Below are 26,421 nucleotides of genomic sequence, written 5' to 3' on the forward strand. Positions count from 1 at the left end.
GCGCCGGTCGAGGAGTCCGCTGGTGAGACGGTGACCCGGCAAGGAAGAATCGCACCACGTCCGATCCGACCCGGATCGGAACGCACATCACGGACCTGCGAGTCCGAGCAGAGAGGTAGACAGCTGTGGCATCAAACGAGGAGATCCTGGCCGGCATGGCCGAGATCCTGAACGAGGTGGCCGATGTGGCGCCCGAGGACGTGACGGTGGAGAAGTCGTTCACCGACGACCTGGACGTCGACTCGCTGTCCATGGTCGAGGTGGCCATGGCCGCCGAGGAGAAGTTCGGCGTCAAGATCCCCGACGAGGAACTGCCGAAGCTCAAGACCGTCGGCGACGCCGTGTCCTACATCCAGGCCAACCCGGCCTGACCGGAACCTGAGGTCCACCGCACGACAGACGATCGACCCCGAGCGAAGAGGAAGCAGACATGACCGAGAACCAGACGAACACCAACGACCCGGTGGTGGTGACGGGGCTCGGAGTGACCACTCCGCTCGGGGGCGACGTTGCGACTTTCTGGGCGAACCTGCTCGCCGGCAAGTCTGGAATCACCGCGCTGACCGAGGACTGGGCCGAGCCGCTCGCGGTCCGGATCGGCGGTCGTATGGCGGTCGACCCAGCGACCGTCCTTCCCCGGGTGCAGGCCCGCCGGATGGACCGCTCGGAACAGGCGGCCCTCGTCGCCGCCGCACAGGCCTGGGAGGATGCCGGTTTCAAGGGCACCTCTGAGGAGAACGACATCGATCCGTCCCGGGTGGCCGTCGTCATCGGCACCGGCATCGGTGGCGTGACCAGCCTGATGGAGCAGCACGACATCATTCTGGCCAAGGGACCGTCCCGGGTGTCTCCGCTGATGATCCCGATGAACATGCCCAACGGCCCCGCCGCGTACGTCGGTCTGGCCGTCGGCGCCCGCGCGGGTGTCCACACCCCGGTCAGCGCCTGCGCCTCCGGCGCCGAGGCGGTCGCCTACGGCCTGGACCTGATTCAGCTCGGGCGCGCCGACATCGTGGTGGTCGGCGGCACTGAGGCGTGTATCCACCCGCTGACCATTTCCGGCTTCGCCCAGATGCGCGCGATGTCCACCCGCAACGACGACCCGGAGCGGGCGTCGCGTCCCTATGACAAGAACCGCGACGGTTTCGTGCTCGGCGAGGGTGCCGGTGTTCTGGTCCTGGAGCGGCTGTCCTCGGCGAAATCCCGCGGCCGTGAGCCCTACGCGGTGCTCGGCGGCGCGGCGATGACCGCCGATTCCTACGACATCGTGCAGCCCGATCCCGACGGCAACGGCCAGGCCCGAGCGGCCCGGATCGCCATCGAGCGCTCGGGTATCGCGAAGTCAGACATCGTCCATGTGAACGCGCACGCGACGTCCACCCCGCTGGGTGACATGGCCGAGGCCAGGTGGATCGCGAAGTTGCTGGGCGATCAGACGATCGTTTCGGCCACGAAGTCGATGACCGGACACCTGCTCGGTGCAGCCGGGGCCATCGAGTCGGTGGCCACTGTCCTGGCGGTCGCCAACGACGTGATTCCCCCGACGATCAACCTCGACGATCCGGACGACGATCTGGTCATCGACGTGCCCCGCGAACCGCGGCACACGACCGTCACCGCCGCGATCAACGATTCCTTCGGTTTCGGAGGCCACAACGCCTCGCTGGTGTTCCACAAGCTCTGACGTTGAGGTTGCCCTCGTTGCTCGTCCTCTGACGTTGAGGTTGCCCTCGTTGCTCGTCCTCTGACGTTGAGGTTGCCCTCGTTGCTCGTCCTCTGACGTTGAGGTTGCCCTCGTTGTTCGTCCTCTGACGTTGAGGTTGCCCTCGTTGCTCGTCCTCTGACGTTGAGGTTGCCCTCGTTGTTCGTCCTCTGACGTTGAGGTTGCCCTCGTTGCTTGTCAGACGACTTTGTGGAAGAGAGTGACCGGGGAATTGTCGCCGGCTGTTCGGTAGGCCTCGAGTTCGGCGTCCCAGGACGACCCGAGCAGCTCGTGCAGGCCGTGGGCGTACTCCTCCGTGGACCGAGCTCTCGCCAGCAAACCGCGCAGCCTCTCCTCGCTCACGACGATGTCGCCGTTGGCTGACACTGCGCTGCGATGAAAACCACGCCCTGGGACGTAGGCCAGCCGTTCCCCGTCGGTGCTGTTGGTGCCGTTCTCCGTGACCTCGAACCGGAGCATCGGCCATGCTCGCAGCGACGCGGCCAGCCGCGCTGCCATGCCGACCGGGCCTACCCAGCTTGCTTCGGCGCGCAACTGTCCGGGCGCCGCGGGTTGCGCGGTCCACTCAAGCTTGCAGGGACGACCTAGTACGCCGGCCAGCGCCCACTCCACGTGGGGCCCGATGGCCGACGGGCAGGCGTGGATGAACACCACACCGGTTGTCGATGCAGCCACACCGGCAGCAGACATCGCGCACCTCCGCAACTTCGTCTGGCAACGTCTTCCCCAAGCGGTGCCCGACGATCACTCGTGCGGTGATACGTACGTGAACATTGTGGCCCATGAGGTACGTCAAAAGCTAGCCGAGCGCTTCACCTGATGATCATTTCTGCGGAGACTGCCCGAGAAGCGGACAAAATGGGCAACCTCAACGCTCCGCGGCGCGCAACAAGGGCAACCTCAACGGCCAGCGGCGCGCAACAAGGGCAACCTCAACGGCCAACGGCGCGCAACAAGGGCAACCTCAACGCCCCGCGGCGCGCAACAAGGGCAACCTCAACGCTCCGCGGCGCGCAACAAGGGCAACCTCAACGCTCCGCGGCGCGCAACAAGGGCAACCTCAACGCTCCGGGCGGGGATCAGCCGCCGCTCTTGCGCCGGAACTGGCGCTTGGCTCCCACGGGTCCGTGCGCCTCGTGAATCTTCGACGAGGCGGGCCCGGTCGATCCGACGCCGTCGGCATGCTGCTGTTGCTTACGGGCCAGCGCCTCGCGGAACGCCGCCTTCGGGTCCGTTCCCGCCTCGGACGTACCGGAGTCGGTGTCGGTCACGTCGGCTGCATCCGCTGTCTTCTCGTCCTTGGCCATGCAGCCACCCTGGCACGTTCCGTCCGGCGTGGCGAGTCCTTTCGACCGGCAACCTAGGATTCGCAGCGAACGGCTACACCGACTCTGCACCGACCGCACCGAGCACGAGGAGCCGCCGGGTGAACCACCACGTTCTGACCTTGGCCTGTCACGACCAGGTCGGCATCGTCCACGCCGTGACCGGCTACCTCGCGGCGCACGATTGCAACATCGTCGACTCCCAGCAGTTCGGGGACCCGGACGCCGCGCGGTTCTTCATGCGAGTTCACTTCACCTCGGAATACCTCGACAACACCGATCTGCGGATCGGGTTCGAGGCCACGGCCCATCGGTTCGCGATGGAGTGGCAGATTCACGACACCGCCGTCAAGCCCCGGGCCATGATCCTCGTGTCGAAGTTCGGGCACTGTCTCAACGATCTGCTCTACCGCGGACAGATCGGAGCGCTACCCGCCGAGATCTGCGCGATCGTGTCGAACCATCGCGACTTCGAGTCACTGGCCAATGCCTACGACGTGCCCTTCCACTACCTGCCGGTGAGTCCGGAGACCAAGGCTGAACAGGAGAAAGCGATCCTCGAGCTCGTCGAGGCCGAGCACGTCGACTTCGTGGTGCTGGCGCGGTACATGCAGGTGTTGTCGGACGAGCTCTGCCGGGCCCTGAGCGGGCGGGTGATCAACATTCACCACTCGTTCCTGCCGAGTTTCAAAGGCGCCCGCCCTTACCTGCAAGCCTATGACCGCGGCGTGAAGGTCATCGGCGCCACCGCCCATTACGTCACCGCCGATCTGGACGAGGGTCCGATCATCGAGCAGGAGATCGCCCGGGTCGACCACTCCTACTCCCCCGCCCGACTTGCCGCGGTCGGCCGGGACGTCGAGTCGCTGGCGCTGTCCCGCGCCGTGCACGCTCACGCCGAACACCGGGTCCTGCTCAACGGCAGCAAGACGGTCGTCTTCCGGTGAACCAGCCAAGGGGCCGACGCAGATGAGCCTTGAGCGGCAGGCCAGAAGTGCCCTGACACGCGCAGGCGCGGAGGTGTTGGCCGCCGCGACCCTGGTTCGAGCGGGCGCCGTCGGCGTGGACCGTCCCTCGCGCATCATCCGTTCACTGCAGGGACTGCTGAACTACGGGCCGGCGGGGGCCGCCCTGGTCCTGGCCGCACAACGCCATCCCGACCGGGTGGCGATCGTCGACGAGCGCGGCCCGCTGACCTTCGCCGAGCTGGATCGTCACTGCAGCGCGTTGGCGAACGCTCTTATCAGCAAAGGCTTTCGCAGCGGGGACACCATCGGGGTGCTGTGCCGCAATCACCGCGGGATCGTCGAGGTCCTCGGCGCCACGGCGAAACTGGGCGCCCGGGTGCTGTTACTCAACACCGACTTTTCCGGACCGCAATTGGCCGACGTGTGCGAGCGCGAGTCCGTGGCGCTGTTGATCGCCGACGAGGAGTTCCGCGCGGTCCTGGCCACGACACAGCCCCGGTTGGGACACGTCCTGGCCTGGGTCGACGAGCCCACGGGCGGGCGCGCCCTCCCGCCCGGGCGGATCGACTCCGTCGACGGCCTCATCGCCACGTCGTCATCGGCCCCACCTGATCGTCCGCAGCGCAAGCAACAGATCGTGCTGCTGACCAGCGGGACCACGGGAACGCCGAAGGGTGCGCCTCGCGAGCTGGGCAGCTCGTTGGTGATCCCGGGCGGCCTGCTCTCCCGGATTCCGCTGCGGGCAGCGCGTACCGTGCTGATCGCCGCGCCGGTGTTCCACGCGTGGGGACTGTTGTCGACGATGATCGCGGCCTCACTCGGTAACACGCTCATCCTGCGGCGCCGTTTCGACCCGGCCCAAGCCCTGGACGACCTCGCCGAGCACCGCTGCGACACCTTGGTGACCGTGCCGATCCTGCTCTCCCGCATCCTGGCCCAGCGATCGGCGCTCGTCGGCGAAGGCGATCTCTCGGCGCTGCGCATCATTGCCGTTTCCGGTTCGGCCCTGTCACCGGAGCTGGCCCGCCGGACCCGCGAGGTGTTCGGCGACGTGCTCTACAACCTGTATGGGTCCACCGAGGTGGCCTACGCCGCCATCGCCACGCCGGCCGATCTGCGGGCCGCCCCCGGCTGTGTCGGAAAGGCCCCGATCGGTACCACGATCCGGCTGCTGGACGAGCACGGACGATCCGTCGCCCGGGGACAGACGGGTCGGATCTTCGTGGGGAACCTGATCCAGTTCGGCGGATACACCGGCGGTGGCACCAAGGAGCAACAGTCCGGGCTGATGGCGACCGGCGATGTCGGGCACTTCGACGAGGACGGGCGCCTGTTCGTCGATGGCCGCGACGACGACATGATCGTCTCCGGCGGGGAGAACGTGTTCCCCGCCGAGATCGAGGATCTGCTCACCGCTCATCCGGGGCTCGCCGAGGCGGCCGTGCTCGGCGTGCCCGATCCCGACTTCGGACACCGCCTGCGTGCGTACGTGGTGCGTGCGGACCGGGCATCCTCGAGCCCGGACGCTGAAGCGGTCCAGGACTACGTCAGGCAGAACCTCGCTCGGTTCAAGGTGCCACGCGACGTGATCTTCATCGAGGCCATGCCCCGCAACCCGGCGGGCAAGATCGTCAAACGTGAGTTGCCTGAGCCTTGACGCGTTCGGGTCTAGACCTTTAACGCCGTGGCGTGATCGAATGACGTCGGCGGCGCTGCGGCGGCCCTGCTCCGGCCCGGCGGCGGGCCTGCTCCGGTGCTGCGGCGGGCCTGCTCCGGCCCGGCGGCGCGCCTGCGCCGAGAAGCACCGGCCGACGAGGAACGGGGGCGCCCGTGGCGCTGGCGGAGCGGGTACGAGTCGTTGTCATCGGCGGCGGGGTGATCGGCACTTCGGTGGCCTACCACCTCACCCGGCTGGGCTGGACGGACCTTGTCCTGCTCGAACAAGGTCAATTGTCCTGCGGGACCACCTGGCATGCGGCGGGCTTGGTCGGCCAGCTTCGCGCCTCTCAGAGCGGCACCCGGATGGTGCAGTACTCCTGCGAGCTCTACCAGGGTCTAGAAGCCGAGGTCGGGCTGTCAACCGGCTACAAGAGGTGCGGCGGAGTCACCGTCGCCCGAACCCCGCAACGGATGACGCAGCTGCTGCGGACCGCGGCCACCGCCGAGGCGTTCGGGCTGGAGTGCGAGGTCATCTCCGCCGTCCGGGCACAGGAGCTGTACCCACTGCTGCGGGCCGATGACCTGCTGGGCGGTCTCTGGTTGCCCGGTGACGGCACCGCCAACCCCACCGACCTCACTGCCGCGCTGGCCCGCGGTGCCCGCCAGGGCGGCGCGCAGGTGGTGGAACGGGCGCGCGTGATCGACGTGCTGACCGACGGACGCAGGGTCACTGGGGTGCTCGTCGAACACGGCGGTGACCAGCACCGCATCGAGGCCGACGTCGTCGTGAACTGCGCCGGGCAGTGGGCCAAGGCGGTCGGTGCGCTGGGTGGCGTCACGGTCCCGCTGCATTCGGCCGAACACTTCTACGTGGTGACCGAGCAGTTCGACGGGGTCCGCCGTGACCTGCCAGTTCTGCGCGACCCGGACGGGTACACCTATTTCAAGGAGGAAGTCGGCGGACTGGTCGTCGGCGGATTCGAACCGCAGGCCAAGCCCTGGGTGGCGCCGGACCGGCTACCGCATCCGTTCGAGTTCCAGCTGCTGGCCGAGGACTGGGACCACTTCTCCGTACTGATGGACTCGGCCGTGCACCGCATCCCGGCGCTGGGCCAGGTCGGCGTCAAGAAGTTCTACAACGGCCCGGAGAGCTTCACGCCGGACAACCAGTTCATTCTCGGCGAGGCGCCGGAGCTGGACAACTTCTACGTGGCGGCCGGCTTCAACTCCGTCGGCATCGCCTCCGCGGGCGGTGCCGGACGAGCGCTGGCGGAGTGGATCGTCGAGGGCGCGCCCACGAGTGACCTCACCTTGGTCGACATCCGCCGGTTCGCATCGTTCAACGGCAACAACAGCTGGCTGCACGACCGGGTCGGCGAGGTGCTCGGTCTGCACTACGCCGTGCCGTGGCCCAACCGGGAACTGGATTCCGCGCGGCCGTTCCGGCGGTCCCCGGTGCACGCTCAACTGGCCGCGCGAGGCGCGGTGTTCGGTTCCAAGATGGGCTGGGAACGCCCGAACTTCTTCACCGCGTCCGGCACGGCCGACGGCCGCGAGCGCGACGTGCCCGACGGCCGAGAGCGCGACGCCACACCGAGCATCGTCTACGGCTGGGGCCGGCAGAACTGGCACGAGACCTGCGTGGCCGAGCAGCGCGCCACCCGCGAACGGGTCGCGATCTATGACCAGACCTCCTTCGGCAAGCTGCTCGTGATCGGGGCCCAGGCGTCGTCGGCACTGCAGTGGATCTGCGCCGGCGACGTCGATGTCCCGGTCGGCCGAACGGTGTACACCGCGATGCTCAACCCTCGCGGAGGCTTCGAGGCGGACGTGACGCTGACCAGGCTGTCCGATGATGAGTACCTGCTGATCACAGGCGCCGGGTCCGTCGTTCGGGACGCCGACCACCTCCGGCGACACTGGCCGTCCGGGGCGCGTCCGGCCGTCGTCGACGTCAGCTCGGCTTACGCCGTGTTCGGCGTGATGGGGCCGCAGTCCCGGGCGCTCTTACAACGCGTTTCTCGGTCGGATCTGAGCGCGACCGGCTTCCCGTTCGGCTCCAGCAGGGAGATCGATCTCGGCTACTGCACGGTGCGCGCCACCCGGATCACCTACGTCGGCGAGCTGGGTTGGGAGCTCTACGTGCCGAGCGAGTTCGCGGTCGGCGTATTCGAGACTCTGACCGAAGCCGGCACGGAGTTCGGACTGGCGCAGGCTGGGTATTACGCCATGAACGCCCTTCGGCTGGACAAGGGCTACCGAGCCTTCGGCAGCGACCTCACGCCCGTCGACACCCCGCTCGAGGCCGGACTGTCCTTTGCGACCAAGCTGTCCGGCCCGCTCGATTTCATCGGCCGGTCGGCCCTGGAGAAGCAGAAGGTCAACGGCGTGAGCCGCCGGCTGATGTCGTTCACCGTGGGACTGGACGACGATCCGGAGCTCGCGGTCTGGGGCGGGGAGTTGCTGCGCCGCGACGGTGTGGCGGTCGGCCAGGTGAGCTCGGCCGCCTGGAGCGCTGCCGTGAACGGCGCGCTCGGCCTGGTCTGGGTGAGCCAGCCCGGCGGGGGTGCACTGGACCCGCGAACGCTCAGCGAGGGCGAGTTCACCCTCGACGTCGGGGGCGTGCTGCGCCCGGTGACCCTGAGCCGCCGGGCTCCGTTCGACCCCGAAGGCCTGCGAATCCACGCCTGAAGACCGTTCTCGCTAGCCGCCCGCCTCACAGATGTGTGAAAATCGCCCGGTGGACCTGCGGCCGAGCGTGACCAACGTTCGACGGCCTTTGCTCGAACGGGTCCTGGACGTCGTACGCGAGCTCGGCAATCCCCGCGACCTGCAAGCCACGCTGGAGCTCATAGCCAGCTCGACCGTGCAGGTCCTGGGTTTCGACGCGGCCGCCATCAAGGTCAGTGCCGGCACCCAGATGCGGGTCGCGGCCGTCGCCGGTCCACCGGCCATCTGGAAGCTGCTGGGCCAGTCCGCGCCGACGTCCCAGTGGCTCAAGACCATTGAACGCGGCCAGGCGTTGGGCAATCTGCGCCACTTCGATCCGAAGACGACCAGGCTCATCCTGACCCAGCTGGGCGTGCGGTATCCGGACTCGGATGAGCCCGGTTCCGAAGGGCGCCCCGAGCAGGGCTTGCCCGAAGAGATCCTGATGGCTCCGATGTGGAACGCCGCCGGCGATCTGATCGGGGCCTTGTGCGTGGACGACACCGGCCCGGACCGGCGGCCGGACGTCGAACAGCAAACGGTCCTGGAGCTGTTCGCCGCGCAGGCAGCCATCGCGATCGTGCAAGCTCTCAGCCGCGATGAGTCCGAGGCGGGTCGGCTCGACGCCGAGGGCCGCTGGCGACTGACGTTCGAACGCAGCCCGATCGGCGCCGCGATCATCAACACCGACGGCATCGTGGCCGAACCCAACGACACGCTGGTCCGCCTGCTCGGCTACCCGCGCGCCGAACTCACCCAACGCGACTTCGCCTCGATCACCCATCCCGACGACGTCAATGTCGACGTGAGCCTGTTCATCGAGCTTCTGAAAGGCGAACGGGACTCCTACGAGATCGAGAAGCGCTACATCCACGCCGACGGCCACGTCGTCTCCGCGATCCTGCACGTCGGCGCGATCCGGGACGAGGCGGGCGGGATCCGCAGCATCATCGGGCAACTGAACGACATCAGCGACCGCAAGCGCGCCGAAGCCGAGCTGGCCCATCGCAGCAGCCACGACCCGGTGACCGCCCTGCCCAACCGGGCCTCCCTGGAGGAGCACCTCAACGGCATGTTGTCCCGGCGGCAGCGGGCGGGCGTGCTGTTCCTCGACATCGACCGCTTCAAGACCATCAACGACAGCCTCGGCCACGAAGCCGGGGACGAGTTGCTGAGCGTGGTCACCAGCAAGCTCAGAGCGGTCACGGGCGCGTCGAACTTCCTGGCCCGGGTCGGCGGCGACGAGTTCGCGGTCGTGGTCCCGGAGCGAACCGACAGCGCCGAACTGGTGCATCTGGGCAACGAAGTGCTGGCGAGCCTGGAGCAGCCGCTGACGATCCGCGGGCATCGCCATACCGTGACCGTCTCCATCGGCGTCGCCGCGACCCGTCCGGCTCACCGGCACGCCGACGAGATCCTTCGGGAGGCCGACCAGGCGATGCTGCGGGCCAAGCGACACGGCCGGGCCCGGGTCGAGGTGTACGACCCCACCCAGGACCGGCCGGCGACGGTGGAGGACCTGCGGCTGGAGCATTCGCTGCGAACCGCCCTCGTCGATGGCGCGGGTCTCGTCCCGTACTTCCAGCCGATCATCTCCCTCACCGCCAACACCGTCGTGGGATACGAGGCGCTCATCCGCTGGCAGCATCCCGAGCGAGGACTGCTCGAGCCGGACGATTTCCTGCCGCTGGCCGAGAAGACCGGCCTCATCGTTCCGCTGGGATGGTGGATGCTGCAGACCTCATGCTCGGCGGTAACCGATCCGGCGCTGGCGGGCGGGGACAAGAGCTGGGTGGCGGTGAACGTCTCCGGCAGCCAACTCGGTCGCGGCCGCCTGGTCGGGGCGATCGAACGCGCTCTCGACGCCAGTGGCGTGTCCGCGGACCGACTTCATCTGGAGATCACCGAAACCGCCTTGATCGAGGCGTCCTCATCGGCCATCCACGAGGTCCGTGAGGTTGCCGAGCTCGGGGTTCAGGTGGCGCTCGATGATTTCGGTACCGGGTACTCCTCGCTCACCCTGCTGCGCGATCTGCCGGTGAGCGTGGTCAAGATCGATCGCAGCTTCGTCGCGCCGATCGGGATCGACCGCAGCGCGACGGCCATCGTCCGGCGGTTGATCGCGCTGTGCCAGGAACTGGGCGTCGACACCGTCGCCGAGGGCGTGGAAACCCAGTCCCAGCTCACCGCCCTGCGCGCGCTCGGCTGTAGTCAGGCGCAGGGCTACCTGATCGGGCCACCGGAGCGTCTGCCCGATCACCGGCTCGGCATTGCCTCCGCGGTGGAGCCGCTGCGGTTCCGGCGAAGCTCAGCCTGACCCAAGCCCCGTTGAGGTTGCCCTCGTTGCGCGCCCCACCCCGTTGAGGTTGCCCTCGTTGCGCGCCCGGCCCCGTTGAGGTTGCCCTCGTTGCGCGCCACAAGGGCAACGTCAACGGTGGGGTGAAAGCTGTTCCGGCAAGATCCATTGTGGAGTAGGTTGGCAGCGCTGATACCGGTTCGTCCCTAAACCGTCGTGACGCCCGGTTCAATCACTTCATAGTGGAGGTGGGCCGGCGATGCTCAGGCTTGATGTCAACGTCTTCGACTACGTCATCCTCGCGATCTACTTCGCCTTGGTCATCGGCATCGGTGTCATGGCGCGGCGTGCGATCGCCACGAGCGAGGACTTTCTCCTCTCGGGCCGGTCATTGCCGGCGTGGGTGACCGGGCTCGCCTTCATCTCCGCGAACCTGGGCGCGATCGAGATCCTGGGCATGGCGGCCAACGGGGCGCAGTACGGCCTGTCCACCCTGCACTTCTACTGGATCGGCGCGGTGCCGGCCATGGTGTTCCTCGGCATCGTGATGATGCCGTTCTACTACGGCTCCCGGGTTCGCAGCGTGCCCGAGTTCCTGCTGCGTCGGTTCAACCCCGCGACCCACCTGTTCAACGCGGTCTCCTTCGCCGCCGCGGCAGTATTGACGGCCGGGGTCAACCTCTACGCGCTTGCGCTGGTCATCAATGCCCTGATCGGCTGGCCGATCTGGGTCTCCATCATCGTCTCGGCCGCCTTCGTGCTCGGCTACATCACCCTCGGCGGGCTGTCCGGAGCGATCTACAACGAGGTCCTGCAGTTCTTCGTCATCGTCGCCGGACTCGTCCCACTCGTCATCATCGGGCTCAAGAACGTCGGCGGCTACAGCGGATTGAAGGAGAAGGTCGCGCACACCGCCCTGGGCCCGAACTCGTTCTCCACCTGGTCAGGCACGAACGTCGGGCACTGGACGAATCCGCTCGGTGACTGGATCGGCATCGTCATGGGTCTGGGCTTCGTGCTCTCCTTCGGCTACTGGACGACCAACTTCGCCGAGGTCCAGCGCGCACTGTCGGCCAAGGATCTCTCGGCCGCGCAACGGACGCCGCTGATCGGCTCGTTCCCCAAGATCTTCATCCCGGCGCTGACCATCATTCCCGGCCTGCTCGCTCTCGTCCTGGTTCCCAAGCTAGGCGGCAAGGGCGCCACCGACCCCACCTACAACGACGCAATTCCCTTGCTGATGAACAAGTTCTTGCCCAACGGCACGCTGGGCATCGCGCTCGCCGGATTGCTGGCCGCCTTCATGGCCGGCATGGCCGCCAACGTCAGCTCGTTCAACACGGTCTTCACCTACGACATCTGGCAGACCTACTTCGTCAAAGGCCGCCGTGACGCCTACTACCTCAAGGTCGGCCGGATCATCACCGTCGTCGGCATCCTGATCGGTATCGGAACGGCCTTCATCGCTTCCGGTTACACGAACATCATGAACTACATCCAGTTGCTGTTCTCCTACTTCAACGCACCGCTCTTCGCGACGTTCATCATCGCGATGTTCTGGAAGCGGGCCACCCCCTGGGCCGGGCTGTGCGGACTGGTGGCAGGCACGCTCGGCGCCGGCGTGATGCACTTCGCCGGCTACCACGTCGCGTACTTCTACAAGGACCAGGTCTTCGATCCGACCCACGGAATGATCAACGCCCAGCTGCTCAATTTCTACGGCGCCATAACGGCATTCGTCGCCGACGCCGTGGTCACCGTCGCGGTCACGCTCGTCACCAAGCCCAAGCCGGTCGAGGAGCTGGCCGGTCTGGTCTGGGGCGTGCACGATCCCAACGCCCCGGATCCTGACTCGGTGCCCAAGCCGGCCTGGTGGGCCTCACCCAAGCTGCTCGGTGGCGTCTCGCTCGGCATCGTCGCCGTTCTGTCCGTGATCTTCGCCTAGGAGGCATGACATGACTGATCAGAGCACTAACGGTGACACCCCTCAGTCCGCGGCTTCCCGGCTGTTCGACATCCGGTTGCTGATCGGTGGCCTGTTCACCGTCTACGGTGTGATGCTGACCGTGGCGGGCTTGTTCACCTCCGACGCCCAGCGCAAGAAGGCCAGCGATATCAACATCAATCTCTGGCTCGGGCTCGGCATGCTCCTGCTCGGACTGCTCTTCCTGTTGTGGATGCGGCTGAACCCGCTTCGGGTCGAGCCGAAACCGACCGACTCCGACTCCGGCCCCGCTGTCGGTGAGACGGACGTGACCCGGTGACCGCCGCGCGCCGTCCGGTCATCGTCGTCGGGGTGGATGGCTCGGATTCCAGCCGCAACGCGGTGCGCTGGGCGCTGCAGCAGGCCGAGCTGACCGGCGCCGAACTGCGCGCCGTGTCGAGCTGGCGCTGGCCCAACTACCTCACCCGTGTACCGCCAGGCATCGATCTGCCGGGCGAGACCGCCCAGACCCTGCACGAGGTCGTCGTGGAAGCCGGTGCCGACCATTCCGACGTCCCGATCACCGAGCACGTCATCGACGGCCCCGCCGGGCCCGCACTGCTGAGCCAGGCCCAGGGCGCGGTCCTGCTCGTGGTCGGCGCCCGAGGACGCGCGGCGTTTCCCGGCATGCTGCTGGGATCGGTGGCCGAATATTGCGTACGCAACGGTCCCTGTCCGGTGGTTGTCGTGCGCGAACTCGGATCGGACTGAATGAGTAAACGCTGATAGGTCTGCGATCAGAGTGACAGCTCCGGCCTCGCCCTCAGCTCATTCGCCGGGTACGGTCGGAATCAGCTCAACCGAGAAGCTTCACGACCCACCTACACGCAAGCCTCTTGGAGGACGCGACCATGGGACTCGACGACAAGATCAAGAACAAGGCTGAAGAAGTTTCGGGCAAGGCGAAAGAAGGCGTCGGCGCAGCGACCGACGACCAGCAGCTGGAGAACGAGGGCAAGGCCGACCAGGCGAAGTCGAACCTGAAGCAGGCCGGAGAAAAGGTCAAGGACGCCTTCAAGAGCTGATTCAGCTCGAACGGCTGAATTCGAGCGGCCGGTGGCCACCCTTACGAGGGTGGCCACCGGCCGCATCCATGTCCCGGTCAGATCATGCCGACGACATCGGCGATCGAGTCGAGCACATGCGCCGGTCGGAACGGGAACCGATCCACGTCCTCCCGCTTGGTGGAGCCGGTCAGCACCAGGATCGTCTCCAGGCCGGCCTCGATGCCGGCGACCACGTCGGTGTCCATCCGGTCCCCGATCATCACCGTGGTCTCCGAGTGCGCCTCGATCCGGTTGAGCGCACTGCGGAACATCATGGGGTTGGGCTTGCCGACGAAGTACGGTTCGGCCCCGGTGGCGCGGGTGATGAGCGCGGCGACGGAACCGGTGGCCGGCAACGGTCCGTCTACCGACGGACCGGTGGCGTCGGGGTTGGTCGCGATGAAGCGGGCTCCGCGGCCGATGAGCCGGATGGCGGTCGTGATCGCCTCGAAGGAGTACGTGCGGGTCTCGCCCAGCACCACGAAGTCCGGCTCGGTGTCGGTGAGGGTGTAGCCGGCCTCGTACAGGGCCGTCGTCAGGCCCGCCTCCCCGATCACGTACGCCGATCCGCCCGGCAGCTGGTCGGACAGGAATACGGCGGTGGCCAGGGCAGAGGTCCAGATGGACTCCTCGGGCACGACGAGTCCGGATCTCGCCAGCCGGGCCGACAGGTCCCGAGGCGTGAAGATCGAGTTGTTGGTCAGCACGAGAAACGGCCGCTGCGCCTGCTTGAGGCGCTCGAGGAATTCGGCGGCCCCATCGAGGGCATGACCTTCATGCACGAGCACGCCATCCATGTCGGTGAGCCAGCTCTCCGCCTTGCGCCGTTCCGTCATGGCCGTTCCCTCTCCTCGCCGGACGCCGGTTCTTCCTCGGCCAGTACCCGACCGTAGCGGTGCAGCACCCGTTCACGCAGCCCGGCGTCGGTGCGCGGCACCGGCTGGATGAAGATCTCGTCCAGGGCGTCGAACTCGTCCCGCAGCTGCCCGTCGATCCGCACACAGGCGCTCTCGACCTCGGCCACGCTGTAGGTGTCGACGAAATCGACCCGGGTACACAACAGGATGCGGCCGGTGCCCACCATCATGGTCAGCAGATCCACCACGTCGATGATCTCGGGTTGCTCCTCCAGCCGCTGGGATATCGCCCTGACCAGGGCGAGGTCGGCCTGCCGTCCGATCAGCAGCTCCTTGCAGGTCTGGGCCAGGGCGAAGGCGACGCCGACGAGCAGCACGCCGATGAGAACGCTCGCCGCTCCGTCGAAGGCCTCCTTGCCCGTCAGTTGGTGCAGCCCGACGCCGCCCGCGGCGATGACCAGCCCCACCAGCGCGGCCGAATCCTCCAGGACAACACTTTTCACCGTCGGGTCTTCTGGATTGCGAATGTAGGCACGCACCGAGCGCCGTCCGCGCCGGGCCGCGCCGCGAGCCTGACCCAGCGCCTGCCGGAACGAGATGGCCTCCAGGACGAAGGCGACCGCCAGCACGGGATAGTTGATCCACAGTCGGCCGGTCCCCTCGTGCCCCGAGAGCAACGTGTGCACGCCTTGAAAGATCGAGAACGCGGCGCCGGAGACCAGGATCGTCACGGCCGCGAGCAACGACCAGAAGTACCGCTCCTTGCCGTAGCCGAAAGGATGAACGCGATCGGCCGGACGGTCCGAGCGCCGCAGCGCGGTGAGCAGCAGCACCTCGGTGGAGGAATCGCCGACCGAGTGCGCAGCTTCTGACAACAGCGCCCCGGAGCCGCTGAGCAATCCAGCCACCAGCTTCAGCAGGCCGACGCCGAGGTTGGCCGCCAGCGCCAGCAGCACGGTGGCGTTGCTTTCGCCGCCAGCGCCGTCGGCGGCACGGTCGGCGGCACCGCGGGCAGCACCGTCGGCGGCACCGCGGGCAGCACCGTCGGCGGCACGGTCGGCTGCACTGCGGGCAGCACCGGCACCGGCACGGGAACTGGCACTCGCACCGGCCGGCTGATCCGGCGCTGACTGATTCACCCGGTCATCCTTCCCGTTCCCCCGCCGATGTCCAAGTTCACCGAAGTTTGCTGATCTGGTAGCGCAGGCGGAGGCCACACGGCAAGCTGGGGCGCATGGGCGAAGAAGTGGCGCGGACGGAGTTCACCCGGCAGGACCGTCAGCAGTACCGGGCCAAGGTACGGCGGTGCCTGGACGTGTTGGCCAAGATGCTTGCCGAGTCCAAGTTCGATTTCGAACGTCCGATGACGGGCCTGGAGATCGAGTTCAACCTGATCGACGCCGAAGCCGACCCGGCCATGAAGAACGCCGAGGTGCTGACCGCGATTGCGAACCCGGACTTCCAGACCGAGCTGGGCCAGTTCAACATCGAGATCAACGTCGCACCGCGCCCCTTGGGCGATTCGTCCGCCGCCGACCTGGAGCGCGACCTGCGCGCCAGCCTCAACGACGCCGAACAACGGGCGCGCACCGTGGGTGCCCACATCGCGATGATCGGCATCCTGCCCACGCTCACGCCCGCTCACCTGACGGTCGAGTCGTTGAGCGCCAATGCCCGCTACGCCCTGCTCAACGAACAGATCTTCGCCGCCCGCGGGGAGGATCTGCACATCGCCATCGACGGTCCCGAGCGGTTGTCGGTCTACGCCGACACGATCGCGCCGGAGGCGGCGTGCACGTCCGTCCAACTACATCTGCAGGTCAGCCCCGCCGAGTACGCCGCCAACTGGAACGCGGCCCAATCCATCGCCGGCGTGCAGTTGGCGATCGGCGCAAACTCACCCTTCCTGTTCGGCAAGGAACTGTGGCGCGAAACCCGGATCGCGTTGTTCGAGCAGACGACCGATACGCGTCCGGACGAGTTGAAGGCGCAGGGCGTGCGGCCGCGAGTATGGTTCGGCGAACGCTGGATCACCTCGATCTTCGACCAGTTCGAGGAGAACGTGCGCTACTTCCCGGCGTTGTTGCCGATCACCGACGCCGAGGACCCGGTGGCCGTCCTCGAACGCGGTGACGCGCCGACGCTGTCGGAGCTGCGGATTCACAACGGCACCATCTATCGCTGGAACCGGCCGGTCTACGACGTCTACCGCGACCGTCCGCACCTACGCGTGGAGAACCGGGTCCTTCCCGCCGGGCCGACGGTGGCCGACATCCTGGCCAACGCCGCCTTCTACTACGGCCTGATCAAGGTCCTGGCCAGCGAGGATCGCCCGGTCTGGTCACGGATGTCCTTCGCCGCGGCCGAGGACAATTTCAACTCCGGAGCCAAGCAGGGCATCAACGCTCAGATCTACTGGCCTGGGCTGGGCGAGGTTCCCGCCACCGAGTTGGTGCTGCGCCGCCTCTTGCCATTGGCGCACGAAGGATTGGCGCGCTGGGGCGTGGACTCGACCATCGCCGATCGGCTGCTGGGGATCATCGAGCAGCGGTGCATCACCCACGTCAACGGTGCCGAGTGGCAGGTACGCACCTTCCATCAGATCGATGCCGAGCAACGTCCGGCCGACCGCCGCGACGCCCTTCGGGAGATGCTGCGACGCTACGTCGACCACATGCACACGAACGAGCCCGTGCATACCTGGCCGCTGGCCTGAACGGGTCCGACACGCCCCTGGTCAGCAATACGAAAACGCGCTGTCCTCGGTAAGTCCGGCCGAGTCGAGCTCGGGCGTGAGCCGGTTCGATGAGCTTCGCCGCGGCGGGGTATCTTTTGCCGCCAGAAGCGCAGCGCTCAACCACGAGCAGCCGGCTTCCCGGATCGGGTGCCTCGACACTGTCAAGGCACTGTGGGTGGAGCCGCCAGGATGGCGTCGGATATCTCGCAAGACCTAGGCCGCGCCGAAGATGTGCTCGGACCCCGCTCCGACTGGCCGGTATCGTGGCACTGCGCCGTGCAGCTGTGCCTGGAAGCCGCCATGCCCATGAGTCTCGGGCTGGGTGCCGACCTTCACCTGGTCTACAACCAGGCCTATTCCGATATCGCAGGCATGCGCCACCCCGAAGCTTTCGGACGCCCTCTGCTCGAGGTGTGGGACGAGGCCGAGGAGATTCTGCGGCCAATGCTCGACCAGCTCGGCCGCGACGGGACCGCCAGCGCGATGGTCGACTGCCCGCTGTCGCTCACCCGCCGGGGCTTCCTGGAGGAATGCTTCTTCACCTTCAGCCTGTCGCCGCTGCGCGATCCGGACGGCACCATCACCGGCGTCGTCAATCCGACCATGGAGACGACCAAGGCCGTTCTCGCCCGCCGTCGGCTGGGAACGATCAGCGCGCTGGCCGTGGCCGGCCGACAGTCCGCCACCGTGTCCGAACATCTGCAGGCGGCGCTGCTCGCCGTCGCCGGCAACCCCCATGACCTACCGTTCGCGTTGTTCTACGAGTCTGGCCGCGCGAGCAAGCGAAACCCGAGCCTGCTCGGCTCCGTCGGACTCGACGGCGGCCTGCCCGTCCTGGTGTCCGCCCTCGACGACCCGGAGTCGGCCCTGCGCGCGATGATCGGCACGGTCGGCGACATCGAGGGCCCGGTCGTGGTGACCGAGCTAGACAAGATTGTGCCTGAGCTGTCGACCGGTCCCTGGCCCGAACCAGCGACCACGGCGCTCGTGATCGGGTTGACCCCGACGAAGCCGGGCGCACCGGATCTGATCATGCTGGGGACCAGCCCACGCCTGCAGCTGGACGTGGACTATCGAGCGTTCCTGGTGATGGTGGCCGACCAGCTGCAGCTGGACCTCGGCGTCGTGGTGGCGGCCGAGGCCGAGCGAGAGCGGGCCACGAACCTGGAGATCGCGCTGGAGACCTCGCGTCATATCGGAGCCGCGATCGGCATCCTGATGGGCGTGAACCGAATCACCGAGGAGCAGGCCTTCCAGCTGCTGCGAGAAACGAGCCAGCGCAGCCACCGCAAGTTGCGCGACGTGGCCGACTACGTGCTCGAGACCGGCAGCCTGCCCGGGGGCTCGGTCGTGCCCAAGTAGCGCCGCCGGGAATGAGACGGCCGACCTTCGGTGTTGCGTACAGGAATGTTCCTTCCCTCGAAAGGCATACCGAACATGGCTACTGCGACCTGGAACGGCACCGTGATCGCGCACAGCGACGACATCGTGATGATTGAGGGAAACCACTACTTCCCGAAGGCTTCGGTCGACGCCTCGCTGCTGCGTGATTCCGACACCCAGTCGGTGTGCCCGTGGAAGGGCACTGCCTCCTACTACTCGCTCGAGGTCGACGGAAAGCTGAATCGGGACGCGGTCTGGTACTACCAGCAGCCCAAGGATGCCGCCAAGGAGATCACCGAGCGGGTCGCCTTCTGGAAAGGCGTCACCGTCGCTGATTGAGCCCAGCGCTCACAGCAGGTAGCGGAACAAGGGACTCGACGTCGGCACCAGCTCGATCTTGGCCGGCGACGTGGCCATCCGCTCCAGCAACGGGCCGAGGTCCTCGGGCCGGGCGATCTCGAGCCCGACCAGTGCGGGACCGGTTTCGCGGTTGCTGCGTTTGACGTATTCGAACAAGGTGATGTCGTCGTCGGGGCCGAGCACCTCGTCGAGGAATCGACGCAACGCGCCCGGCTCCTGCGGGAAGTCGACCAGAAAGTAGTGCTTACGACCCTCGTAGACCAGCGCCCGCTCGACGACCTCGGCGTAGCGGCTGACGTCGTTGTTCCCGCCGGAAACCAGCAGCACCACGCTCTGGCCGGGTTGGATGTCGAGGCGCTCATCGAGGGCTGCCGCAGCCAGCGCCCCAGCCGGTTCGGCGATGATGCCATCGGACTGGTACAGCTCCAACATCTCGCTGCAGACCCGCCCTTCGGCGACCGAGATCAGCTCCGCTGAGGACGCCGCGATCAGCGGATAGGTGAGGCTGCCGGCGCGCCGGACGGCGGCGCCGTCCACGAACGTATCGATCTCGGGGAGAGTGACCGGGCCGCCGGCGTCCAATCCGGCTCGAACACAGGCTGCCCCCTCGGGCTCGACGCCGATCACGCGCACGTCGGGGTGCCGCTGGCCGAGCCAGGCGACAGCGCCGGCGAGCAGGCCGCCACCACCGACCGGAACAACCAGCACGTCCGGTATGCGCACGAGCTGACCGAACAGCTCGGGAACCACGGTGCCCTGGCCGGAGATGGTGCGCTCGTCGTCGAAGGCCGGCACCAGCGTCGCGCCGGTGTGCGCCGCGTCGGCTGAGGCGGCCGTGGACGCCTCGTCGTAGGTGTCACCGACGACAACCACCTCGACCATCGCGCCACCGAGCGCCGCGATCCGATCCCGCTTCTGACGAGGGGTGGTGCGCGGCAGGTAGACGCGGCCGGAGACTTCCAGCCGAGCGCAGGCGTAGGCCAGTCCCTGGCCGTGATTGCCGGCCGAGGCACACACCACCCCGCGAGCTCGTTCGGGTGCCTCGAGCTGGGCGATGAGGTTGTAGGCCCCACGGACCTTGTACGAGCGAACGACCTGCAGGTCCTCCCGCTTGAGCAGGACATCCGCACCGAGGCGTCGCGAGAGCCGCTCGCTGCGTTCCAACGGCGTCCGTGCCACCACGCCGGCCAGCCGGCGACCCGCTTGCTCCACCATCGCTGCGTCAACGGTCACTGCGCAATCCTGCCCTACCGCGGCTGTCCACCGGCCGACGGAGGCACGATCGCGGACCACGGATCACCGACGCGCACGCAAGCGCCCTCAGGAACCGGGCGTCGCGTCGCCGCCCGTCTCCGCGCCGGATGGCTGGCGAGCGGGCTTCGTCGCCTGCGGCCGTGTGACGTCCGCGGACGAAGGCGGCCGACCTTGCGCGGTTGCCGCGGATACGTGAGTTACGTCGGCTGCTTCTGCTGCTTCTGCTGCTTCTGCTGCTTCGGGTGCTTCTGCTGCTTCGGGTGCTTCAGCGGCAGGCAGCGCGGCGCCGCTGGTCCCCGAAAGGGTGGCGAGCATTTGGCGCACGTTCGTCAACTGGGCGTTGATGCTGTCGCGTCGTTGAGATGCGGCGGCCAGCTCCCGCTCGGACTCACTACGGATCCGGTCCGCGCGGCTCTTGGCCTCGTTGACGATCTGCTCCGCCTTCTGTTCGGACTCGGCCATGAGAGCCGCGGCCTTGCGAGAAGTCTCGGCCGCCGAGCGGTCGGCCTCGGCCCGCAGTTGCCCGATGTGTTCCTCAGTGGCCTTCAGCTGTTGCTCGCCCAGCGCGGTGCGCTGCTTGAAATCGAGCTCGGCCTTGTTTCGCCGCTGCGCCAGAGTCTGCTCGAAGTCTGCTGCTGCCTGCGCCGCATGCGCGCGTTGATTCTCGTACACCGCCTCGGCTTCCCCGCGCCGAGCCGTCGCCTGCCGGTCGGCGTCGTCGAGGATCTGGTCGGCGGTGCGCTTGGCTTCCTCGACGATGCGAGCGGCCTCACGATCGGCGCTGTTGCGGGTTTCCTTGGCGTAGCCGTCCGCGTCCCCGCGTGCCTTCGAGGTGGACGCGGTGAGTTCGTCCAGCGTTCGCTTGGCCTCGGCGGCGGCACCGAACCGCACCGCGTCCGCCTCCTCCTGGGCCAGACCCAGGATCTGGCCGATCCGGTCTCCGAAATCGACGAACGTGGGTTCCTTGGCCTGCGCTTCGGCGGTTGACCGCTTGGCCTGCTCCAACGCGGCCTGCAGCTGCGCCACCTGTTGCGTCGAGGCACTGGCCTGCTGGTGCGCGCTCTGCAGCGCGGCGTTCAACTCCGCGAGCCGACGGTCCACCTCCGAGGGCTCGTAGCCGCGCATGACGGTCCGGAACTGGGCGCTGTTGTCACTCATTCTGATCTCATCATCTCGTCGAGTAGCGACCGATGCTCGTCGGTCTCGGATTCGGAATCGGTTTCTGGAACGGGGTGTTCGGGCTCGGTTTCCTCCGGAGCTGAGTCGACAGGGGAACCGGCTCGGGTCGCCGGTGCGGCAACGGCCCCCTCGGCCTCGAAGGAAACGGAGGCAACGGCGGCCTGCTCGTCAGGACTGCCGGACGAGGCTCCCTCGGTCACGGCCAGCGCCTCGATCACGCCCGACAGATTGCCGAGCTCGTGCGCGATGGCATCACGACGCCGGCTCAGGCGACCGACCTCAGCACGAGCCTCGGCCAGCACCTGACGAGCCTCGACTCGGAGTTCGTCGGCCTCGGCACGCGCCATCCGCACCAGTTCGGTGGCTTCCACTCGTGCGCTACGGCGAAGCTCGTGCATCTCCCGCTGGGACTGCCCGACCTGCTCGGCCACCCGCTCACGAATCGCCTTGGCGTTGTCGGACGATTCGGCCAGTCGGCGCTCGGCGCGCGCCGTGAGTTCCTCGGCGCGCTCACCCGCCGCAGCGACGATGCGACGCGCTTGCTCGTCGGCCTGCTCGCGGGTCTGGATCGCGTCCGAGCGAGCGCGGTCCAGCTCTGAGTCAGCTTCGCGACGGAGCAGCTGAACCTCGGCCTCGGCTGCCTCGCGACGCTGCCGCACGTTGCCCTTCGCCGCGGCCAGCACGGTAGCGGTCCGGCCCCGGAGCCGTCGGGTGGCCGCGGCCGCGTCACGGTGGCCGGCCGCGCGGATGCGGGCGGCGTCCAGTTCCGCGGCGTCGATGAGACCGGCGACGACCTGCTGCGTCCACGTCGTTTGATCCGCAGCTTCGGCCAAGAGGGCGCCCGCCTCGGCCCGCGCCTGCTCGATGATCGCGGTCGCTTCGTCACCGGCCCGCTGCCGCTGGCTGTGGCTGTCCTCCCGCGCCTTGCGTAGCTCGGCCTGCCCGAGGGCCGAAAGCTCAGCGGCTTCGGTCTCGACGCGGTGCCGTTCGCTCTGCAACAGGCGGGCGTGATCCGCGGCGACCTCGGCCAGCTGGGCGTTGAGTTCGCCCTCGCGTCGGTCGCCTTCGGTCTGCAGGCTGCTGCGATGCTCGGCCGCCTCTGCTTCCGTCCTGGCGCGCAACTCCGCAGCGGCTCGGTTGGCCGCGGCCATGACCTCGTCGGCCTGGGCGCGCAGCGCCTGTACGGAGGCCTGGGCGGCAACGGTGAGTTCTTCGGCCTCGGTACGAGCCCGGGCGAGGATTTCATCGCCGGAGCTGCCGGCGCTCGAGGACAGCAGGATCGCCTGTTCGACGGCGTCGGCGACGATCGCCTGGGCCTCGTCGTGGGCGCTGTCCAGCCGGGACGCGGCCGCCTCGAGCTTGTTCCGAGCGGCGGCGAGGGCGTCGTTGAGCTCGTCACGCAGGCGGGGCAACTCACCCCTGATCTGATCGGCTTCGACGTGGGCGCGACGCAGGATCTCAGCCCGCTCGGCGGCTACCGGATCGGCAAACCCGGGATCAGTCGTCGCCGGCTGGCCCTGATCGCGTCTGATCGTGGCATCGCCCTGCACCAGGCCATGCTCCCAGACAGCACGGGGAGGGCGCCATACGGGACCGCTCACCCCGCCGCGGCGGGCCGGTCAGTGTTGTTCGGACTCAGGCGACGGCCGGGTGTGGCCCGGTCCTGGCTCGCGGCGCCGGTGCCGGTGGTCGGCCGAATCCTCCAGCGTCCGCAGGAACGTCCGCGCCCAGTGGGCGACATCGTGCTCGAAGACCCGCCGGCGCATCGCGCGCATCCGTCGCCGCAGCTCGGCCTGGTTGGCCGTGCTCGCCCGCAGGATCGTCTGCTTCAGGCCCTCGATGTCGTGGGGGTTGATCTGAAAGGCACTGGTCAGTTCGTCGGCGGCACCGGTGAACTCGCTCAGAACCAGGGCGCCGGTTTCGTCCTGGCGGCTGGCGACGTACTCCTTCGCGACCAGATTCATGCCGTCTCGCAGGGAGGTGACGAGCATGACGTCAGCGGCCAGGTACAGGGCGGCCATCTCTTCCTTGGGGTAGGACTGGTGGAGGTAGTGGATGGGCGGCTGACCGACCGACCCGTGGTCACCGTTGATTCGCCCGACCGTCACCTCGACCTCGTCGCGGAGCATGCGGTACTGCTCGACGCGTTCGCGACTGGGACTGGCGACCAGCACCAGCACCGTGTCCGGCGGGGCCAGTTCACCGTCGTCGAGGATCTCGCCGTAAGCCTTGAGACGATGCAGGATTCCCTTGGTGTAGTCGAGCCGGTCGACTCCGAGCAGGACCTGCTTCGGATTGCCCAGCGCTTCCCGAATCTCCTTCGACCGCGCCTGGACGTGCGGCTGGGCCGCGACCTCGGCGAACCCGGCCGAGTCGATGGAGATCGGGAAGGCGGCCGCTCGTACCCTGCGCCCGTCGGCCGCATTGACCTCCGAACCCCGGGTACTCAGTCCGGCCGCCCGTCGGCTGGCGCGCAGGAAGTTCGTGGCGTCGGCGCGTCGCTGGAAGCCGATCAGGTCGGCGCCGAGCAGGCCCTCGACGACCTGGCGGCGCCACGGCAGTTGGGCGAAGATCTCATAGCCGGGAAAGGGAATGTGGTTGAAGAAGCCGATGCGCAGGTCGGCCCGGGTCTGACGCAGCATCCCCGGCACCAACTGCAGTTGGTAGTCGTGCACCCAGACCGTTGCGTTCTTCGCGGCGTTGGCGGCCGCGGTGTCGGCGAAGCGGCGGTTCACCGCGACGTAGGCCTCCCACCAGGACCGGTGGAACTCCGGCGCGGCGATCACGTCGTGGTACAGGGGCCACAGGGTGGCGTTGGAGAATCCTTCGTAGTAGTCGCGGACCTCTTCCGGAGCAAGCTCCACCCCGATGAGGTGCATGCCCTCAGAATCGAAGGGTTCCGGCGCCGGACCAGGTGAACCGGACCAGCCGATCCACACCCCGTCGGATTGCCGCATGATCGGGGCCAGGGCCGAAACCAGGCCGCCTGGGCTGGCGCGCCATTCCGTGCCCCCATCGGAGGACTCGACCTGATCGACCGGCAGCCGATTGGCCACCACCACGAAGTCGAAGGGTCCGGCGCCGTCCGCCGCCCCTGACGGAGGCGTGCCTGCAGATCGGCGATTCGGCATCTCGGTATTGGCTCCTGGAGTGGGTGGGACGCCCGACTGCGGACTGTTTTCCGAGCTTACCCAGTCCTCAGAGTTCGGTTCGTGTGAGCGTCGAGATTCGCCCGATCGCGTCCTGGACCGCACTGCCCAACTGTTCGGCCGACGCCCGCTGCTGGGCGGTCACCTCGCTGACCTCGGCGCTGGCCCGCTCGATGTCCGAGATGCCGCCCCCCATTTCCGCGATCACACCCGACATCGCCTCGGCCTGGGCCTCGAGTCGGCTGATTGTTTCGGCGATCTGAGTGGTGGAGCGGGCCGTGGTGGTGGCCAGTTCCTTGACCTCGGAGGCGACGACGCGAAAGCCGTCACCGGCCGAACCGGCCCGCGCGGCCTCGATGGTGGCGTTGAGGGCAAGCAGGTTGGTCTGGGCGGCCACTGAGGCGATCAGCTCGGAAACGCCACGGACGTGGCGCAGGCTCTCGGTCAGCTCGCCGACCACTTGTCCTGCGCGATTGGCCTGTGTCACAAAGGATTCGGTGACCGCTTCGGTGTGCTCGACCCGGGAATCGATGATGCCGGCGGACGCGCTGACGTGACCGGCCTGGGCCAGCACCTCGTCCAGTTCGGTCAATACCGACTCGGCGGTTTGGACCAGCCGCTGCTGGGCCTTGCCCCGGACGGCGGCCTCGGCTCGCTGCTGCTGCTCGGCCGAGTCCTGCAATTCCTGCTCGCGTTGCTGATGTTCCCGTTGCAGCGCCAGTTCCCGGTCCGAGAGTGCGTCCAGCATCGAATCAATTGCTCCGGCCAGCGCTCCGATGTCCCCCCGAGCCTTCGAATCGATCCGCAGCCGGTGGTCCCCGCTGGCCATGATCTGTTCGGTGGTCTCGCGCAACGGACGGATCTTGCGGCGCACTGCGCGCCCGGCGAAGGCCACCGCAGCGGCAACCGCCAGCACAGCCGCGACCAGGGCATAGCCCAGCAGCTGGTGACTGAGATGCCCGGCGGCGCTGTGAATCGGCCGGGCCAGGCCGGCCTGCAGGGTGACGCTCTGTCCCGAGCCGGCGGGGATGGTGATGTCCATGGCGGTCCTGCTGCCGCTGGTGAAGCTGACCGCGACCGCCAGGGTCCCGATGCTGCTGTTGAGCGATGACCGCTGCGCGACCTCCCCGGGCGCCGATGCCGCCACGCTCAGACCCAGCGACAACTGCTGGCTGAGCCTGCTGAGTTTGGCCGGGTTGAGGGCGCTGAGGAAGACCAGACCACCGGCCGGGTTGCCCGTGCCCGAGCTGGGATAGGCACCGAATCCGCAGTACAGATAAGGGAAAGCCTGTGCCGCCAGAACTCCGCAGGTGCTCTTGCCCGACTTGGCCTGGGGGTTCCACAGGCCCTTTAGTACCGCGGGGGTGGCCAGTTCGGAGGGCAGCGGCGTGTAGGCGGGACCACCAGCGAGGCCACCGACGCGAACAGTTCCGTCGAGTCCGAGGCCGAGTACCGCGTCCACACCGTAGGAGGCAGGCAGGGACGAGGGGGCGAAGTCGGCCGCGAAGGTCTGGCGATCACCGTTCTTGACGTCGGAGTACGACCCGTCCCAGATCGCATTGGTCGAGCCGTAGTTGGCGAGCAGCTTGATCTCGTAGTCAAGGGCGAGCCGGACCCCCTGCGCGTCCTGCGCGACCTGCCGGGTCTCCAGATCGTCGAAGGTGGCCGAGGACAACCGGCCGACGCCCCAGACGCTCACGGCGGCCACGATCACCACGGCGAACAGGGATGTGACGATTGCCACGATTGGTCGGGATTTTGGCGGTGCGCTCACGTCGGCACTCATCGGCTT

General features: G+C 67.8%; 22 protein-coding genes. 13 read left to right on the forward strand and 9 right to left on the reverse strand.

Going from position 1 to position 26,421, the window contains the following annotated elements; translation table 11 throughout:
- The first annotated feature begins 125 nt into the window (after nucleotides 1-125).
- The gene (locus M6D93_RS13535; RefSeq protein ID WP_283818584.1) at nucleotides 126-371 is read left to right on the forward strand and encodes an acyl carrier protein; all 246 of its coding nucleotides are present in this window, start codon (nucleotides 126-128) and stop codon (nucleotides 369-371) included.
- Between the two features lie 59 nt (nucleotides 372-430).
- Nucleotides 431-1,684 carry a beta-ketoacyl-[acyl-carrier-protein] synthase family protein gene (locus M6D93_RS13540; RefSeq protein ID WP_249769812.1) on the forward strand — a complete coding sequence of 418 codons (1,254 nt, stop codon included), beginning with the start codon at nucleotides 431-433 and terminating at the stop codon, nucleotides 1,682-1,684.
- Between the two features lie 216 nt (nucleotides 1,685-1,900).
- On the opposite strand, the gene M6D93_RS13545 is transcribed toward M6D93_RS13540, so the two are convergent.
- Together M6D93_RS13545 and M6D93_RS13550 are read right to left on the reverse strand one after the other, a co-directional pair.
- Nucleotides 1,901-2,398, reverse strand: a complete 498-nt coding sequence (locus tag M6D93_RS13545; protein WP_249769813.1) for a DUF3145 family protein — start codon at nucleotides 2,396-2,398, stop codon at nucleotides 1,901-1,903.
- A gap of 404 nt (nucleotides 2,399-2,802) precedes the next feature.
- The gene (locus tag M6D93_RS13550) at nucleotides 2,803-3,030 is read right to left on the reverse strand and encodes a DUF5302 domain-containing protein (RefSeq protein ID WP_249769814.1); all 228 of its coding nucleotides are present in this window, start codon (nucleotides 3,028-3,030) and stop codon (nucleotides 2,803-2,805) included.
- A gap of 119 nt (nucleotides 3,031-3,149) precedes the next feature.
- On the opposite strand from M6D93_RS13550, the gene purU reads away from it, so the two are divergent.
- The 8 genes from purU to M6D93_RS13590 all read left to right on the forward strand — a co-directional run bounded on the left by purU (nucleotide 3,150) and on the right by M6D93_RS13590 (nucleotide 13,689).
- Nucleotides 3,150-3,995, forward strand: coding sequence for a formyltetrahydrofolate deformylase (purU, locus tag M6D93_RS13555; protein ID WP_249769815.1), 846 nt, complete (start codon nucleotides 3,150-3,152; stop codon nucleotides 3,993-3,995).
- A 22-nt stretch (nucleotides 3,996-4,017) separates the two neighbouring features.
- The gene (locus M6D93_RS13560) at nucleotides 4,018-5,673 is read left to right on the forward strand and encodes an acyl-CoA synthetase (protein ID WP_249769816.1); all 1,656 of its coding nucleotides are present in this window, start codon (nucleotides 4,018-4,020) and stop codon (nucleotides 5,671-5,673) included.
- 173 nt (nucleotides 5,674-5,846) lie between these two features.
- Nucleotides 5,847-8,366, forward strand: a complete 2,520-nt coding sequence (locus M6D93_RS13565) for a GcvT family protein (protein WP_249769817.1) — start codon at nucleotides 5,847-5,849, stop codon at nucleotides 8,364-8,366.
- Nucleotides 8,367-8,415: 49 nt separating this feature from the next.
- Nucleotides 8,416-10,701 (forward strand): putative bifunctional diguanylate cyclase/phosphodiesterase, encoded by a 2,286-nt coding sequence (locus tag M6D93_RS13570; RefSeq protein WP_249769818.1) that lies wholly within the window; start codon nucleotides 8,416-8,418, stop codon nucleotides 10,699-10,701.
- Between the two features lie 238 nt (nucleotides 10,702-10,939).
- Nucleotides 10,940-12,625, forward strand: a complete 1,686-nt coding sequence (locus M6D93_RS13575; protein ID WP_249769819.1) for a sodium:solute symporter family protein — start codon at nucleotides 10,940-10,942, stop codon at nucleotides 12,623-12,625.
- Between the two features lie 10 nt (nucleotides 12,626-12,635).
- Complete coding sequence (locus M6D93_RS13580) at nucleotides 12,636-12,944, forward strand: hypothetical protein (protein WP_249769820.1); 309 nt, start codon at nucleotides 12,636-12,638, stop codon at nucleotides 12,942-12,944.
- The gene (locus tag M6D93_RS13585; protein ID WP_249769821.1) at nucleotides 12,941-13,375 is read left to right on the forward strand and encodes a universal stress protein; all 435 of its coding nucleotides are present in this window, start codon (nucleotides 12,941-12,943) and stop codon (nucleotides 13,373-13,375) included. The genes M6D93_RS13580 and M6D93_RS13585 overlap by 4 nt, the downstream gene beginning before the upstream one ends.
- Before the next feature lie 140 nt (nucleotides 13,376-13,515).
- The gene (locus tag M6D93_RS13590) at nucleotides 13,516-13,689 is read left to right on the forward strand and encodes a CsbD family protein (protein WP_249769822.1); all 174 of its coding nucleotides are present in this window, start codon (nucleotides 13,516-13,518) and stop codon (nucleotides 13,687-13,689) included.
- A 77-nt stretch (nucleotides 13,690-13,766) separates the two neighbouring features.
- Here the strand turns inward: M6D93_RS13590 and M6D93_RS13595 are convergent, their stop codons facing one another.
- Both M6D93_RS13595 and M6D93_RS13600 read right to left on the reverse strand, forming a co-directional pair.
- Complete coding sequence (locus tag M6D93_RS13595) at nucleotides 13,767-14,546, reverse strand: HAD-IIA family hydrolase (protein WP_249769824.1); 780 nt, start codon at nucleotides 14,544-14,546, stop codon at nucleotides 13,767-13,769.
- Complete coding sequence (locus M6D93_RS13600; protein WP_249769826.1) at nucleotides 14,543-15,706, reverse strand: cation diffusion facilitator family transporter; 1,164 nt, start codon at nucleotides 15,704-15,706, stop codon at nucleotides 14,543-14,545. Before M6D93_RS13600 ends, M6D93_RS13595 begins: the two co-directional genes overlap by 4 nt.
- A gap of 95 nt (nucleotides 15,707-15,801) precedes the next feature.
- Between M6D93_RS13600 and M6D93_RS13605 the strand changes: the two genes are divergently transcribed.
- The 3 genes from M6D93_RS13605 to M6D93_RS13615 all read left to right on the forward strand — a co-directional run bounded on the left by M6D93_RS13605 (nucleotide 15,802) and on the right by M6D93_RS13615 (nucleotide 19,026).
- Nucleotides 15,802-17,283, forward strand: coding sequence for a glutamate-cysteine ligase family protein (locus tag M6D93_RS13605; RefSeq protein ID WP_249769828.1), 1,482 nt, complete (start codon nucleotides 15,802-15,804; stop codon nucleotides 17,281-17,283).
- A gap of 210 nt (nucleotides 17,284-17,493) precedes the next feature.
- Complete coding sequence (locus M6D93_RS13610; protein WP_249769830.1) at nucleotides 17,494-18,666, forward strand: ANTAR domain-containing protein; 1,173 nt, start codon at nucleotides 17,494-17,496, stop codon at nucleotides 18,664-18,666.
- 75 nt (nucleotides 18,667-18,741) lie between these two features.
- Nucleotides 18,742-19,026, forward strand: coding sequence for a DUF427 domain-containing protein (locus M6D93_RS13615; RefSeq protein ID WP_249769831.1), 285 nt, complete (start codon nucleotides 18,742-18,744; stop codon nucleotides 19,024-19,026).
- Nucleotides 19,027-19,035: 9 nt separating this feature from the next.
- Here M6D93_RS13615 and ilvA read toward each other — a convergent pair whose 3' ends face one another.
- From ilvA to M6D93_RS13640, 5 genes are all read right to left on the reverse strand, one after another.
- Entirely contained in the window at nucleotides 19,036-20,262 is a 1,227-nt protein-coding gene (gene ilvA / locus M6D93_RS13620; protein ID WP_347343647.1) for a threonine ammonia-lyase IlvA, read from the reverse strand.
- 105 nt (nucleotides 20,263-20,367) lie between these two features.
- A complete protein-coding gene (locus tag M6D93_RS13625) occupies nucleotides 20,368-21,459 on the reverse strand; it encodes a DivIVA domain-containing protein (RefSeq protein ID WP_249769833.1) in 1,092 nt (363 codons plus the stop codon).
- Nucleotides 21,456-23,030 (reverse strand): coiled-coil domain-containing protein, encoded by a 1,575-nt coding sequence (locus tag M6D93_RS13630; protein ID WP_249769834.1) that lies wholly within the window; start codon nucleotides 23,028-23,030, stop codon nucleotides 21,456-21,458. Before M6D93_RS13630 ends, M6D93_RS13625 begins: the two co-directional genes overlap by 4 nt.
- A gap of 69 nt (nucleotides 23,031-23,099) precedes the next feature.
- Nucleotides 23,100-24,611, reverse strand: a complete 1,512-nt coding sequence (locus tag M6D93_RS13635) for an alpha,alpha-trehalose-phosphate synthase (UDP-forming) (RefSeq protein ID WP_249769835.1) — start codon at nucleotides 24,609-24,611, stop codon at nucleotides 23,100-23,102.
- Nucleotides 24,612-24,678: 67 nt separating this feature from the next.
- Entirely contained in the window at nucleotides 24,679-26,373 is a 1,695-nt protein-coding gene (locus tag M6D93_RS13640; protein WP_249769836.1) for a methyl-accepting chemotaxis protein, read from the reverse strand.
- Between the last annotated feature and the right edge of the window lie 48 nt (nucleotides 26,374-26,421).

It is taken from the genome of Jatrophihabitans telluris, from assembly GCF_023516435.1.
In the GTDB taxonomy this organism is placed as follows: domain Bacteria; phylum Actinomycetota; class Actinomycetes; order Mycobacteriales; family Jatrophihabitantaceae; genus Jatrophihabitans_A; species Jatrophihabitans_A telluris.

Coding starts and splice junctions, on each gene's coding strand:
- M6D93_RS13540 (WP_249769812.1), top strand. CDS start 431: ATGACCGAGAACCAGACGAACACCAACGACCCGGTGGTGGTGACGGGG.
- M6D93_RS13550 (WP_249769814.1), bottom strand. CDS start 3,030: ATGGCCAAGGACGAGAAGACAGCGGATGCAGCCGACGTGACCGACACC.
- M6D93_RS13560 (WP_249769816.1), top strand. CDS start 4,018: ATGAGCCTTGAGCGGCAGGCCAGAAGTGCCCTGACACGCGCAGGCGCG.
- M6D93_RS13575 (WP_249769819.1), top strand. CDS start 10,940: ATGCTCAGGCTTGATGTCAACGTCTTCGACTACGTCATCCTCGCGATC.
- M6D93_RS13580 (WP_249769820.1), top strand. CDS start 12,636: ATGACTGATCAGAGCACTAACGGTGACACCCCTCAGTCCGCGGCTTCC.
- M6D93_RS13590 (WP_249769822.1), top strand. CDS start 13,516: ATGGGACTCGACGACAAGATCAAGAACAAGGCTGAAGAAGTTTCGGGC.
- M6D93_RS13595 (WP_249769824.1), bottom strand. CDS start 14,546: ATGACGGAACGGCGCAAGGCGGAGAGCTGGCTCACCGACATGGATGGC.
- M6D93_RS13605 (WP_249769828.1), top strand. CDS start 15,802: ATGGGCGAAGAAGTGGCGCGGACGGAGTTCACCCGGCAGGACCGTCAG.
- M6D93_RS13610 (WP_249769830.1), top strand. CDS start 17,494: ATGGCGTCGGATATCTCGCAAGACCTAGGCCGCGCCGAAGATGTGCTC.
- M6D93_RS13615 (WP_249769831.1), top strand. CDS start 18,742: ATGGCTACTGCGACCTGGAACGGCACCGTGATCGCGCACAGCGACGAC.
- ilvA (WP_347343647.1), bottom strand. CDS start 20,262: ATGGTGGAGCAAGCGGGTCGCCGGCTGGCCGGCGTGGTGGCACGGACG.
- M6D93_RS13625 (WP_249769833.1), bottom strand. CDS start 21,459: ATGAGTGACAACAGCGCCCAGTTCCGGACCGTCATGCGCGGCTACGAG.
- M6D93_RS13635 (WP_249769835.1), bottom strand. CDS start 24,611: ATGCCGAATCGCCGATCTGCAGGCACGCCTCCGTCAGGGGCGGCGGAC.